Annotated in this window: 14 protein-coding genes; 11 read left to right on the top strand and 3 right to left on the bottom strand. The window is 38.5% G+C overall.

Annotation, left to right across the window (positions count from 1 at the left end):
* Positions 1–146 precede the first annotated feature (146 nt).
* The gene (gene ffh / locus B5D82_RS01055) at positions 147–1,529 is read left to right on the top strand and encodes a signal recognition particle protein (RefSeq protein WP_081148521.1); all 1,383 of its coding nucleotides are present in this window, start codon (positions 147–149) and stop codon (positions 1,527–1,529) included.
* Between the two features lie 145 nt (positions 1,530–1,674).
* On the opposite strand, the gene B5D82_RS01060 is transcribed toward ffh, so the two are convergent.
* Entirely contained in the window at positions 1,675–2,655 is a 981-nt protein-coding gene (locus tag B5D82_RS01060) for a DMT family transporter (protein WP_081148523.1), read from the bottom strand.
* A gap of 242 nt (positions 2,656–2,897) precedes the next feature.
* On the opposite strand from B5D82_RS01060, the gene rpsP reads away from it, so the two are divergent.
* The 9 genes from rpsP (at position 2,898) to B5D82_RS01105 (ending at position 11,282) form a co-directional block, all read left to right on the top strand.
* Positions 2,898–3,146 carry a 30S ribosomal protein S16 gene (gene rpsP, locus B5D82_RS01065; RefSeq protein WP_077286254.1) on the top strand — a complete coding sequence of 83 codons (249 nt, stop codon included), beginning with the start codon at positions 2,898–2,900 and terminating at the stop codon, positions 3,144–3,146.
* A gap of 29 nt (positions 3,147–3,175) precedes the next feature.
* Positions 3,176–3,706, top strand: a complete 531-nt coding sequence (gene rimM / locus B5D82_RS01070) for a ribosome maturation factor RimM (RefSeq protein ID WP_425429873.1) — start codon at positions 3,176–3,178, stop codon at positions 3,704–3,706.
* A 43-nt stretch (positions 3,707–3,749) separates the two neighbouring features.
* Positions 3,750–4,559 (top strand): tRNA (guanosine(37)-N1)-methyltransferase TrmD, encoded by an 810-nt coding sequence (gene trmD, locus B5D82_RS01075; protein ID WP_081154227.1) that lies wholly within the window; start codon positions 3,750–3,752, stop codon positions 4,557–4,559.
* Positions 4,560–4,571: 12 nt separating this feature from the next.
* A complete protein-coding gene (gene rplS / locus B5D82_RS01080) occupies positions 4,572–4,925 on the top strand; it encodes a 50S ribosomal protein L19 (RefSeq protein WP_081148524.1) in 354 nt (117 codons plus the stop codon).
* 339 nt (positions 4,926–5,264) lie between these two features.
* The gene (locus B5D82_RS01085) at positions 5,265–5,972 is read left to right on the top strand and encodes a PEP-CTERM sorting domain-containing protein (RefSeq protein ID WP_081148526.1); all 708 of its coding nucleotides are present in this window, start codon (positions 5,265–5,267) and stop codon (positions 5,970–5,972) included.
* A 289-nt stretch (positions 5,973–6,261) separates the two neighbouring features.
* Positions 6,262–8,205 (top strand): acetate--CoA ligase, encoded by a 1,944-nt coding sequence (gene acs / locus B5D82_RS01090; protein WP_081148527.1) that lies wholly within the window; start codon positions 6,262–6,264, stop codon positions 8,203–8,205.
* A gap of 335 nt (positions 8,206–8,540) precedes the next feature.
* Complete coding sequence (locus tag B5D82_RS01095) at positions 8,541–9,611, top strand: 3-deoxy-7-phosphoheptulonate synthase (RefSeq protein WP_081154229.1); 1,071 nt, start codon at positions 8,541–8,543, stop codon at positions 9,609–9,611.
* A gap of 29 nt (positions 9,612–9,640) precedes the next feature.
* Complete coding sequence (tyrA, locus tag B5D82_RS01100; protein WP_081148529.1) at positions 9,641–10,783, top strand: bifunctional chorismate mutase/prephenate dehydrogenase; 1,143 nt, start codon at positions 9,641–9,643, stop codon at positions 10,781–10,783.
* Positions 10,784–10,808: 25 nt separating this feature from the next.
* The gene (locus B5D82_RS01105; protein ID WP_081148530.1) at positions 10,809–11,282 is read left to right on the top strand and encodes a thioredoxin family protein; all 474 of its coding nucleotides are present in this window, start codon (positions 10,809–10,811) and stop codon (positions 11,280–11,282) included.
* 154 nt (positions 11,283–11,436) lie between these two features.
* Here B5D82_RS01105 and B5D82_RS01110 read toward each other — a convergent pair whose 3' ends face one another.
* Together B5D82_RS01110 and B5D82_RS01115 are read right to left on the bottom strand one after the other, a co-directional pair.
* The gene (locus tag B5D82_RS01110; RefSeq protein WP_081148532.1) at positions 11,437–12,033 is read right to left on the bottom strand and encodes an outer membrane beta-barrel protein; all 597 of its coding nucleotides are present in this window, start codon (positions 12,031–12,033) and stop codon (positions 11,437–11,439) included.
* 90 nt (positions 12,034–12,123) lie between these two features.
* The gene (locus tag B5D82_RS01115) at positions 12,124–12,858 is read right to left on the bottom strand and encodes a DUF748 domain-containing protein (protein WP_081148533.1); all 735 of its coding nucleotides are present in this window, start codon (positions 12,856–12,858) and stop codon (positions 12,124–12,126) included.
* Positions 12,859–13,082: 224 nt separating this feature from the next.
* Here B5D82_RS01115 and B5D82_RS01120 point away from each other — a divergent pair, with 224 nt between their 5' ends.
* Positions 13,083–14,135 carry an efflux RND transporter periplasmic adaptor subunit gene (locus tag B5D82_RS01120; protein WP_081148535.1) on the top strand — a complete coding sequence of 351 codons (1,053 nt, stop codon included), beginning with the start codon at positions 13,083–13,085 and terminating at the stop codon, positions 14,133–14,135.
* Position 14,136: the final 1 nt, after the last annotated feature.

Raw genomic sequence — 14,136 nt, forward strand, 5'->3', positions numbered from 1 at the left:
ATCCTCTTATTGAACTGTATGCCTGCTTTTTATTTTCTTTATTAAGGTATGTCATTAGCTTAAAAGCATAACTTATACTTTCGCTAATTAATTGTACGGGTATAATAGAGCTAATTTTTTGCGCAAAGTTAATATTTGAGTCCTTTATGTTTGAGAATCTTTCCGATCGTTTAACGAAATCACTAAAAAATATCAGTGGCCGTGGTCGTCTAACTGACGACAATATAAAAGACACTTTACGTGAAGTGCGAATGGCATTGCTAGAAGCTGATGTCGCCTTACCTGTCATTCGCGAGTTTATTGCTAAAGTCAAAGAGAGTGCTGTTGGGCAAGACGTTTCTAAAAGTTTAACGCCTGGGCAAGTTTTCGTAAAAATAGTTCAAAAAGAACTTGAATCGGCGATGGGTGAAGTTAATGAAGCCCTTAATTTAAAAGCAACGCCGCCAGCTGTTGTCTTAATGGCGGGTTTACAAGGGGCGGGTAAAACTACCTCTGTTGCTAAGTTAGCTAAGTTTTTAACTGAGCGCGAAAAGAAGAAAGTATTAGTGGTGAGTGCCGATGTTTATCGACCTGCCGCGATAAAACAACTAGAAATGTTGGCCACTGAAATTAACGTGGGCTTTTTCCCAAGTGACATTAAACAAAAACCTATCGATATTGCCAATAGTGCAATTGACCACGCGAAGAAAAACTTTTTTGATGTCGTGATTGTCGATACTGCCGGCCGTTTGCATATTGACGGTGAGATGATGGCTGAAATCCAGCAGCTTCATGCCGCCATTAAACCGATTGAAACCTTGTTCACCGTTGACGCCATGACAGGTCAAGATGCTGCCAATACAGCAAAAGCATTTAATGATGCTTTACCGCTAACGGGTATTATCTTAACTAAAACTGATGGTGATGCCCGCGGCGGTGCCGCATTGTCTATTCGCCATATTACTGGCAAGCCAATCAAGTTTATGGGGGTTGGTGAGAAAATTGAGGCCTTAGAGCCATTTCATCCAGATAGAATAGCTTCACGTATCTTAGGTATGGGTGATGTACTCTCTTTAATTGAAGAAGTAGAGCAAAAAGTTGACCGTAAGCAAGCCGAAAAACTCGCTAAAAAAGTAAAAAGTGGTAAAGGTTTTGACTTAGAAGATTTCCGAGACCAACTCGTACAAATGAAAAGTATGGGTGGCATGATGGGTCTAATGGATAAGTTGCCAGGTATGGGGAATATGTCAGAGCAAGTTAAAGGCCAAATGGATGATAAAGTCACCATTCGTATGGAAGCGATGATCAACTCCATGACAAAAGCTGAACGTCAACGTCCTGATATAATTAAAGGCTCACGCAAGCGTCGTATTGCTGCTGGTTCTGGTACACAAATACAAGATGTAAATAAACTGCTAAAACAATTTACTCAAATGCAAAAAATGATGAAAAAAATGTCTGGTAAAGGCGGCATGCAAAAAATGATGCGCTCAATGAAAGGTATGATGCCTCCAGGCGGCGGCATGGGCGGCGGTCCTTTTGGTCGTTAATTTTTATCTCTACAGCATTCTATAGAACTAAAAAAGGTAGCATATCGCTACCTTTTTTGTCTTCAAAAAAAAGTGAAGAAAATTCAGTTAAATCAATTGGTAAATTCGCATTTTATAGGTAATAGATATTCCCATAAAGAAGATGTTAAGCGCTTTTGTTTTTTAAGCCTAAGTACGCTTTAACTGAATTTATATTCTTTTTGTTCAGTATTCTTTCACCGAGGGCGGTTAGCATTGAACCTAAAACCACGAACCCAGCACCTATATAAGCTAGAGTATTTAAATGTTGTGCTTGGAATGTTTGTGGCCAAACTTGTTCAGCTAAAGTGGCAAAAACCACGGTTAATAATGGTGTTATAGCCAGTGTTGCGCTTACTTTAGCCGTTGATAAGTACTCTAATGACTTAGCAAAAGTGCCGTAGGCAATAAGTGTGTTTGCACAGCAAAAAAACAATAACAGTAAAGCGGTATCATCTAATGTTGTTATTTGCTGTGGGCTTGCTAGCGGTAAAAAAAACAGTGCGCTCAATAGATAGATACACCACATTACTTGATTAGAGCTGTAATAACGTAACATTTGTTTTTGAATGATGGCATAGGCTGCCCATGTTACCGCAGCACCAAACATAATGATAAAGCCAAGTAAAAATGCGTGGTTATCAATACCACTATTCTTTATAAACTGTTGATTAAAAAATAATATTAAACCTAAGATAAGCACAAATGACCCCACCATTTGGCCGCGGCTAAAGTGCTCTTTCATTACAATTACACTACCCAACAACATGAAAAAAGGGCCCATCTGAATGAGCATTTGTGCTGTTTCTGCCGGTATGTAATGCAACGAAACTAAGTAAAGTATGTAATTTAGGCTTAAAAGTATGGCAGCAAAAAAGAGTTGTTTCATTATGCTGGCACTTTGTAACACTGAGCTGGGTATCTTTCTTTTGGTAGACAGTAATAACGTCACGAAAAATGCTGCGAAGAAAAATCGATACCAAGTAATAGTATAAGCGTCCATTAATACTAAAACAGATTTTAACGCCAAAGGCAGTATTCCCCACATAATTGCTGTGGTCATTGCCAGTATTAATCCTTTTACACTATTATTTGCGAGTTGAGTCATAGTTTATCCAGCCAGAATGGGCTAATTTATCGCGCAGCTGCTATGGCGCTTAGTTTTGCAGGCGTGGATTATACCCGTTATATTAATATTAGCAGTAACTAATTTACGAAATAATTAATCTAACACTAGCTTTAGGTTGCTTTATCAGCAGGAAAGCGTAAAATACGCGAGCTTTTCTGTCGCTGAGGCGATAGAAATGTCTGGAAAATTCGTTTTAACACTTAAATTATATAGAGGACGATATGGTTACCATTCGTTTAGCTCGTGGCGGCGCAAAGAAGCGTCCATTCTATCAGGTTGTTGTTGCAGATAGCCGTAACTCTCGCGATGGTCGTTTCATCGAGAAAGTTGGTTTCTTCAACCCTACAGCGCAAGGTCAAGCGGAAAAATTACGTTTAGACCTAGACCGTGTCAACCATTGGGTTGGTCAAGGTGCAACTGTATCTGATCGTGTGGCCAAATTAGTTAAAGATGCTCAAAAAGCAGCTTAAATTAAATTGGTAGGTTTTAGGAGTTTGTTGTGGAAGTAATTGGTAAAGATGTCACTTTAGGTAAAGTAGGCGCAGTCTACGGTATCAAGGGTTGGTTGAAAATTCATTCATTCACAGATGACCAAGAAGCCATACTAGACTATTTTCCTTGGTCTTTAAAATTAGGGAATAAGATTCAATCAGTAGAAATTACCGATTGGCGCAAACATAACAATGGTCTTGTTGTTAAAGTTGCAGGAATTGATGACCGTGATATAGCCCAAAAGCTTGTTGGTTCTGAAATTTTTGTCAGCGAAGACGCGTTATCAGACTTACCAGAAGGTGAGTTTTATTGGCGTGATCTAATCGGCATGGCGGTAGTTACTGATAAAGGTTACGACCTTGGTCAGGTTTCCGACATAATGGAAACGGGCGCTAACGACGTACTGGTTGTTAAAGCTAATCTGAAAGATGGCTTTGGGAAGAAAGAAAGGTTAATACCTTACTTAATGGACCAAGTTATACTTTCGATAAGCGCTGAAGATAAACAAATTTGTGTTGACTGGGACCCAGGTTTCTAACTTGAGTAATAGTGTATCAACAAACAAGCTTAGCAATAAGAAAATCTGGATTGGGGTGATAAGCCTTTTTCCTGAGATGTTTGACGCAATTACTGAGTATGGGGTGACAGGCCGAGCGATTCGTAATGGCTTAATTGAGTTCCACAAGTGGAACCCAAGAGACTTTACTCATGATAAACATCGTACAGTGGACGACCGACCTTACGGCGGCGGACCTGGGATGCTTATGATGGTGCAACCATTACGTGATGCTATTCAAGCTGCAAGAAAAGCTGCAGATGAAGATAGCAGCCCTGATCTTATTAAAGAAAAGGGAAGAGCGAAGGTTATTTATTTGTCGCCGCAAGGACGGAAATTGGACCAAGCTGGTGTACGTGAATTAGCACAACATGACCGACTGATATTTATAGCAGGACGTTATGAAGGTATAGACGAACGACTAATTGAGTCTGAAATTGACGAAGAATGGTCGGTCGGCGATTACGTGTTGAGTGGTGGGGAATTACCTGCTATGAACGTAATCGATGCCGTAGCACGCTTTGTGCCCGGAGTATTAGGACATCAACAATCGGCTGAGCAGGATTCATTTTCTGACGGTTTATTGGATTGTCCACATTACACTAGGCCAGAGGTTATGGACGTTTCGGCTAACGAAGCTAAGTCTGTTCCAAAAGTGTTATTAAGTGGTAATCACGAGCATATTAGGCAATGGCGCCAATATCAGTCGTTAGAAAGAACGTGGACTAGAAGACCAGAATTATTAACTAACCTAGCTCTGACAGCAGAGCAGCAAAAAATGTTAACAGCCATTAAAGCTGATAACAAAAATGCTACTGATGACTGTGAACCCTAGGAAGAAGGTATTATGAGTAATATTATTAAGCAGCTTGAAGCTGAGCAAATGAAAAAAGATGTACCAGCGTATTGCCCAGGCGATACTGTTGTTGTACAAGTAAAAGTTACAGAAGGTGATAAATCACGTCTTCAAGCATTTGAAGGTGTTGTAATTGCTATTAAAAACCGCGGCATCAATTCTGCATTCACTGTTCGTAAAATCTCGAACGGTGTTGGTGTAGAGCGTGTATTCCAGACACATAGCCCAATCGTTGATTCAATTGAAATCAAACGTCGCGGTGATGTACGTCAAGCTAAGCTTTACTATCTTCGTGAGCGTTCAGGTAAATCTGCACGTATCAAAGAGAAATTGGGCAAAAGATAATTCCTCTTTAACTAGAGCAATATCTGCTAATTTTTTAGTAAAGAAAGATGATGAGAAAAACCTGTTTGGGAAACCAAACAGGTTTTTTTGTGACATTTTTTCGATAATAGTGATTAAACAACTGGGTATTACAATAAATAGACACTCGTATCGCTGGTTTTACCAGAGAGTAAATCAATGTAACTTATGGCTTTTACTTATAAAAAATCGAATAATAATTGCATGTGTAACTAAAGATGTGTAAGTTTGTAACCGAAATGTTAATGGATTAAGTGTTTCTCAACGTTGTATTTTTTATAAAAATAAAAATAATATAAATATATTCGAGGAAGAAAATCCATGCGCGGCCCTTTTTTACTCAAGTTACTACTTATTACCTTTTTTTGGTCCTCAATCGTCTCTGCTACGTTAATCGAACGTGATTATGAAGGTGTTTCAGGTGGTATTACTTATGATAGTAAAACAAATATAGAGTGGCTTGATCTGTCATTTACGCGGTCAATGAATTTAGTTCAATATCAACATTACCTTGCTAATTTAAATGCTAATTGGCTGTTCGCTGATGGTGAAATGGTAAGTGACTTACTCACGAACTTCGAGTTTTACTTCAACCCCGACTCTGCTGGTAACGATATCTATGGTCGTGCTATTAATGTTAAAGAAAATTATACTTATAACAACCCTAAAGATATTTACTTTAAACATGTTGACGAAATGAAAGTGTTAGGGGAGTTTACAACAGAAGGCGGCAAATGGACCGGTGTGAAGGGATTTACTAGCGATTACTCAGGGAATTACTACAAGCAATATATGGCTTATTATTCCAGCAACAAAAATACCGGAGTTGTTTCCGCAGGTAAATTTTACCGAGCACCCAAAGCTAGAAGTGATGAATCATTTTTTACCTATAGAGTATCAACTTTTGAAGAACCTGCAGTAAAAGCAACAGTTGCGGTGCAATCAGCCGTGCAATTGCCAGAGCCTTCAACTTTAGGTTTATTTTCTTTAATCTTATGTTTTATGGGCCTTCGCAAGTACAAGAGTTAAAAAGTATTATAGTTGCCCCCTCAACCTTTCGTTTGAGGCATCTTTCTATCCTATTAATTTAAATATTTTGTTTATTTTCAAACGTTATATTTTCGTGTCTGCAATATCCATAGAATGTTAATTTCTAGCACATTAAGCTCACAAATTCTGAAATATTCGACTTTAGTGGTGTGTTACAGCACCCAAACTTAGGCTATGATGTTGGGAAGTAAAACAGCATGATAGTTAGGCTCAGTCAATAATTATACGTGTGTTTAGCCATTCAATATTTAGATTTCAAGGATTAAGCATGAAAGAACTCAAAAGCAGTTATCCCGTATTAGAGCAGGCAAAAGCTCACACTTACATTAATTCAGATAAATATGACGCTATGTATAAGCAGTCTATTGAGCAACCTGATATTTTTTGGGCTGAGCAAGCAGAAGAGTTTCTTGATTGGTATAAACCTTGGGATAGCGTATCAGATGTCGACCTGAAAACTGCTGATATTAAATGGTTTTCAGGTGGTAAATTAAATGTTAGTTATAACTGTATTGACCGTCACTTAGTCAGTAAAGCCAACGATACCGCCATTATTTGGGAAGGTGACGACCCTAGCGATGATAAAAAAATAACTTATCAAGAGTTACATGATCATGTTTGTCGTTTTGCTAATTTATTAAAAGCACGTGGCGTGAAAAAAGGTGATCGTGTTTGTATTTATATGCCGATGATCCCAGAAATTGGTTACGCTATGCTAGCCTGCGCCCGAATAGGTGCTGTGCATTCAGTGGTGTTTGGTGGCTTCTCTACTGAAGCGATACGTTCACGTATTATTGATGCTGACTGTAAAGTTGTAGTGACTTCAGATGAAAGTCTCCGTGGTGGCCGTGTTATACCGTTAAAGGTTAATGTTGATGCCGCTGTTGCCGATTGCCCAGGTGTTCATTCTGTTATCGTTGTGCAACGTACTGGTGGCGATGTGGCATGGAATGATAAAATAGATGTTAATTACCAAGAAGAAGTAGCCAAACTGCCTGCCGCATGTGAGCCTGAGGTAATGGATGCAGAAGATCCTCTGTTTATTTTATATACTTCAGGATCGACAGGTACACCAAAAGGTGTTCTGCATACTTGTGGCGGTTATTTACTTTACGCTGCCATGACCCATAAATATGTATTCGATTATAAAGAAGGCGAAATTTATTGGTGTACAGCCGATGCCGGTTGGATCACCGGTCATTCTTATATTTTTTACGGACCATTAGCTAACGGCGCTACAACGCTTGTTTTTGAAGGTGTTCCTACTTATCCAGATGCTGGTCGATTTTGGCAAGTGTGTGATAAACATCAAGTTAATGTGTTTTATACAGCACCAACAGCGATACGCGCACTCATGAGTGTGGGTGATAGCTTTGTTGAAAAAGCAGACTTATCATCGTTACGTCTTTTAGGCACAGTTGGTGAGCCGATAAATCCTGAGGCGTGGCATTGGTATTATGAAGTTGTGGGTAAAAATAATTGTCCTATAGTTGATACATGGTGGCAAACTGAAACTGGCGGTATATTAATTACATCCCTGCCAGGAGCGGTTGATATGAAACCAGGTGCGGCTGGCAAACCATTTTTCGGTGTTAAGCCAGCACTTTTTGATAAAGACGGCAATACTCTAGAAGGCGAAGACCAAGGCTTATTAATGATAACAGGCAGCTGGCCGGGCCAATTACGCAGTGTTTATGGTGATCATGAACGTTTCTATCAAACATATTTAAGCCAATATCCAGGAAATTACTTTACCGGTGACGGTGCGAGACGAGATGAAGATGGCTTTTATTGGATTACCGGCCGTGTTGATGATGTTTTAAATGTCTCAGGTCATCGATTAGGCACTGCTGAAATCGAAAGTGCGTTAGTATTGCATCCGGCAGTTGCTGAAGCTGCTGTAGTCGGTTATCCGCATGAAATTAAAGGTCAAGGTGTTTACGCATACGTGACCCTAATGAATAATGCGACTGAGTCTGATGAGCTGCTAAAAGAATTAACTGAATTTGTTGCGAAAGAATTAGGTCGTTTTGCTAAGCCGGATTACATTCAATATGCACCAGGCTTACCTAAAACGCGTTCAGGAAAAATTATGCGTCGAATTCTGCGTAAAATTGCCGAGAATGATCTCGATACTTTAGGTGATACTTCTACCTTGGCAGACCCTGCGGTAGTTGATAACCTAGTCAGTAATCGTATCGTTCATGGCTAAACTTTAATGCTATTAAGACAAAAGCGCCGAAAGGCGCTTTTTTTTATCCACTATTATTCGAAATAGGGCTGTACGTGAGTAAATTATAGTGTAATATAAATGATACGAATTAAGTAAACTTAAATTTACAGTTGAAAGGTCATAAAAAGTGTACAAACTGCTATATCAATATTATTACCTCCCATACTTTATCTAGTCGCATTTCTAGCGACCTAGTTATTAGCAGACAATAGCTGCTAGCCAAAAATACTTTACTTAACTACTTACATTAATTGCTCTAAATTCAGGAAAGAATCATGTCAAACTCAACCTTAACTGCGCCTGTCGCAACTGAAATGCCTAAAAGCAGATTAAATGATATTCACGTAAACGCCGAGGAAGTACTCATTACTCCTAATGCTTTGCGAGAAGAGTTACCCCTACCGGAAGCGGGACGTGTTTTTGTTAAAAACGCTCGAAACATCATCGCTAATATTATTCACAAACAAGATCATCGTTTATTAGTTATCGCTGGTCCCTGTTCTGTTCATGATCTTGAAGCCGCAAAAGCTTATGCAAGAAAATTGAAAGTATTACACGATAAGTACCAAGATAGTTTGTACATAGTTATGCGAGTTTATTTTGAAAAGCCTCGCACTACTGTTGGTTGGAAAGGCCTTATTAATGACCCGCATATGGATGGTTCATTTGATGTAGAAAGTGGTCTTCGTAAAGCACGTGAATTATTAATTTATTTAACTGAATTAGGACTGCCTTTGGCGACTGAAGCGCTCGATCCTATCAGCCCACAATATTTGGCAGAGTTATTTAGTTGGTCGGCCATTGGTGCTCGCACTACAGAGTCACAAACGCACCGAGAAATGGCTAGTGGTTTATCAATGCCTATTGGTTTTAAAAATGGTACGAGTGGAGGTCTTGGCGTTGCTATTAATGCCTTACAGTCAGCGGCGTCGTCACATCGTTTTATGGGTATTAATCGCTTAGGGCAAGTAGCCTTAATTAAAACGTCAGGTAACCCTGATGGGCATGTTATTTTGCGAGGCGGGAAAAAACCAAACTATGATGCAGAAAATGTTGCTTTATGTGAAGAAGAATTAGCAAAACAAAATTTAGAACCTGGTATCGTAGTCGACTGCTCTCATGGTAACTCTAATAAAGATTACCGCCGCCAACCCATTGTGGCCGACAATGTTTTCGATCAAATTTGTGCAGGCAACAAGACAATTATTGGTATCATGTTAGAAAGTAATATTAACTCAGGAAATCAAAGTTCTGATCTACCATTTGAACAACTTCAATATGGTGTTTCTGTCACTGATGCTTGTATTGATTTTGATACGACTGAACAGCTTATCTCAGCGGCTAGTGCTAAACTTGAAGTTGCTTTAAAGAAGCGTATTAATTAACTGTTCTTTAATAGGAAGAATCGCTAGTAATGAATAACGAACTTACATTTGAGCAACAATTAGGTGAATTACGTGATGAAATTGATGATATCGATAGTCAACTCGTTGCGTTATTAGCTCGGCGTCGTGCTGTTACCACGAAAGTTGGTTTATTGAAAAGCGAAGCTGGAATACCGATTTTTGCTCCCGAACGAGAAGCTAATTTATTAAAGATTCGTCGACAACAAGCCATAGAGGTTGGGCTGTCACCAGAGTTAATTGAAGATATTCTCCGCCGCTTGATGCAAGACTCTTATATTAGTCAAGATGCAAGTGGCTACCGATGTGTTCACCCAGATTGTAAAAAAGTTGTTGTTATTGGTGGAGAAGGTCAATTAGGGCGAATTTTTGTTGATTTATTTAACCGTTCTCATTATCAAGTTCAGTCTTTAGAGCAAGCAGACTGGCCAAATAGTGATGAAATTTTAGCTGATGTGAGTTTGGTCATCGTTGCTGTACCTATTCGATTAACCGCTATGGTGATCCAAAAATTAGGTTCATTGCCTGAAGATTGTATTTTGGCCGATGTTACTAGTATTAAAGAAGCGCCGCTGTATGAAATGATGAAAGTGCATGCCGGCCCTGTTGTTGGCTTACACCCAATGTTTGGGCCTGATGTTACCGGTTTAGTTAAACAAACTATTATTGCTTGTGAAGGGCGTTTTCCTCAAGAATATAATTGGCTACTAGAGCAATTTCGTGTGTGGGGTGCAAAAATTCATCCTGTTGCAGCACACACTCATGATCAAGCGATGTCTATGGTACAAGTTATGAGACATTTCTCGACTATTGCCTATGGTTACCATTTAATGTCTGAAGGCGCTGATATAGCACAGTTAGTTGAGATGAGTTCACCCATTTATCGCCTAGAGTTGATTATGGTAGGACGTTTATTTGCGCAAAACCCAATACTCTATACCGATATTATTTTTGCCAATCAGGATAACATTGCTATGATGAAGCGCTTTGCTTATCGGTTTTTAGAATTGCTCGAAGACGTGCAATTAAATGAGAAAGAAGCTTTTACAAAAATGTTTACACAAGTTGCTGATTGGTTTGGTGACTATGCCGATATTTTCATGCAGGAAAGCAAAGAGATGTTAATAAAAGCAGATCAGCTAAAGAAGCACTAAATAAGTAATTCAAACAAGGGCAGCAATGAACAAGTTTTCAGCTATTTTAATAGGTATTATTTTGGTTTTTGTTTCTGCTTGCGCTTATAGTCCTGCAGAGAAAAATAGTATGGCTATTGGTGAAATAAGCCAACAGCAATTATTGCGGGATCATCAATCTTTCCAGCAAAGTTACCAAATTGTTAAGTTGTCTGGTGCTGAAGTTACTGAAATTCATACTTGGCCAAGAGATTTACAGGTAGAAGTTTACTTTGGCACTTGGTGCCATGACAGTCAGCGAGAAGTACCTAAGTTTTTAAAGATTTTGGCTGAAAGTTCTAATATATCCACTCGCTTATTTGGTCTCGACTATGCCAAGTCAGAGCCAAGTGGCACAGCAAAAAGTCACGATATTAAATACACGCCAACTTTTATTGTTTATCAAAATAATAAAGAAATTGGTCGTATTATCGAGCGCCCTAAGGTGTCTTTAATAGCCGATATTTCAGCTATGTTATAGCGATAGTGATAGTGATTTTAAGCTAACCAAGGTTGATGTTGTAAATTTTACGTTTTTGAATAGTAAACCATTACTGTGTTAAGCACTTTCATTGATAAAATAATGGTTTTAAGATAATTCAGACTGATATTGATAGATGAACTCAGTAAATGATCTAAAATTTAACAGCAATACCAACAGTAATTGAACTATCTATCCATAATGAATCGGTAAAATTTGCACCACAAATATCTTGTAAGCAAAAAATGGCGTCATCTTCGTCAATTAAGGTCGCGTAGGCACGTAATTCTGTCACTAAAGCTACTCGTTCCGAAAACTCGTAACGAGTACCAAAGGCAATGCTTGCTGAAGGATACAACTCATCACTGCCTTGTTCTGCATCAAAATAAGCACCACCGAATCCTAAGCTCATGGTCGTTACATATTTCTGCTGGCGAAATAAAGCTACGCCATTGAAGTGAGCATAAGTAATATCTAATGTATTTTTAGTTTCATTTTGGTCGGTAAAGTCATGGCTAACACGGTTCAGTAGTATCTGTCCTAGACCGTTAACATTCTCTTGCCATGCCAACCCAATAGAAATATTGCTACCTGAATCAACATTAATGTCACTATCATCATTGGCAACCAAATCAGAACCGTACATTTGTCCAACCATAACGCTAATTTCGTATTGCTCTGCTAGTGCAGCGTTTGAGCATAACAAAGTGCAGAGAATTGCTAGTGGTTTTAATGGATTTTTTACTTTCATTACAACGTGTCCTATGATTTGTTATTGTTATAAACCTAGCCAAAGGTAGCGGGTAACTTTAGCTAGGTTTTTATAGCACTAAAAGTAAGCTTAACCAAATAAGTCAGTTAATTTCTTCTTGGCTTTTTCTTTTAGTTTTTCTTTAACATCATCTGTTAATTGTTTCTTTTGTGTTGCCTTAGCTTGTTGCCAAATTTTAGATAATGCTTGTTTTACAATCTCACTACCCAGTTGACTTGCAGGTAAACCAGTATCACCGCCCACATTATTTAACGTAATGTCAGGTAATGTTGCGCTGTGCTCTTTATTACCAAATGCACTTAAATCAAGTGTTAGCGCGGTACCCGCAAGAATAATTTTACTGACTTTAATTTTTGGCTCATCAGCACTCGTTTTATCAGCTGAGTTGGCATCAGCTTTAGGTGCGTTACGTTCGATGGCATCTAAAATATCTTGAATATTAGAACCGCCAGTTTGGGTAAACTGCACAAAAGCTTGTGGAGACTTGATGACGATGGCATCGATAATAATGGGTGATGAGGTTAAACTTTCTAAATTAATATCAAGTGTTATTTCTTCTAAAGCAAAGGCGTTAGGTTGGCTATAAGTTTTGGGATTAGCTAAGTTAACGCCTAAAATACTACCCGCACCGCTAGTAAGCTTAATATCCACAGCTTTAACTGTCACCGACTGTTCAGTTACTTGAGTACCAACAGTTTCAATTTGGTTTTTAATGTAGTCATTTAATGAGCCGTTAGCTAAAAACCAAAGGGCTCCACCACTGAGCAATAACAAAACGACAATAATTGAGGCAATAATTTTCACGAGTTCAATCCTTAAAATGTAAAATATGAAGTAATGGCGAATACAAGCTATTCTTCATTTAGCGTAGGTATAATTAAATTATATCTTAATAATCACAAAGTTAATTATTTTTTATAATTTGCGACCAAAGCCTTAAATCTTAGGCTAAGTTGTATCGAGCGTTCTTAGTAACTAAGTTATAGTAATACTACTGTAATTTTTCGTAAATTTAGAGAATTTTGTTTATGTTTGCTGCTATTAGTCGCCGTTTACCTTTGTTATTGCTCGTTGGAGTATTAATTGCCTTAGTGATTTATTTGCAATGGCCCGAAAATACCACTACTAAAAAACAACATCAACGAGTTGTATCTGTTAAAACTACCCAAATAGCCTTAGCTGAGTTTAAAGACTCCGTGGAGGCCGTTGGTACTTCTAGGGCGAATGAGCAAGTATTCATTACCAGTAAATATTCAGATTTAGTAGATGAAGTGTTATTTCAAGATGGTGAAACTGTTGAAAAAGGTGATATTTTAGTCCGCCTTAATAGCCGGGAAGAAGCGGCTAAGGTTAAAGAGCTTCAGGCTAATCTTGCTGAGTCAGTAGCACAACTCAATCGCTTCCAAGATTTGTATAAACAAAAAGCAACATCCCAGTCACTGGTTGATCAACAAGAAGCAAAAACTAAAGCCATTTCAGCACAGCTCTTAAGTGCCAAAATAAAACTCGCTGAATTTACGATTAAAGCACCATTTTCCGGAATATTGGGTTTTCGTGAAATTAGCCTCGGTGCGTTGATAAATGTTGGAGATGTTATTACCAGTTTAGATGATCTTAGTACTATTAAAGTCGACTTTTCAATTCCAGAGCGTTACTTAACGACAGTTTCTATTGGCCAACGCATAGAAGCGACAAATACGGCTTATAAAGAAAAAGTATTTATTGGCAAAATTTCTTCAATAGATTCTCGTATTGATAGCGTAACTCGTACCTTAAAAGTAAGAGCCGAAATCCCTAATGCTGACCATAAATTACGCGCGGGTATGTTGTTAAATCTGCAAGTGGTTCGCAAAGTTGAGCAAATACTACAAGTACCTGAAAGTGCGGTTATTCCAATTGAAGATCAACATTTTATTTTTATTGTAGAAGCAGATAAAGCCATAAAGAAAAAATTAGAAATTGGCCGTCGTCACCGAGGTTTTGTTGAGGTTATTGCTGGTGTTGAAGTTGGCACTGAAGTTGTAGTTGAGGGTGCCTTAAAATTACGAGATGGTACAACTGTAAGTGCGCAGGAGAAATAAG

It is taken from the genome of Cognaticolwellia beringensis (assembly GCF_002076895.1).
In the GTDB taxonomy this organism is placed as follows: Bacteria; Pseudomonadota; Gammaproteobacteria; order Enterobacterales; family Alteromonadaceae; genus Cognaticolwellia; species Cognaticolwellia beringensis.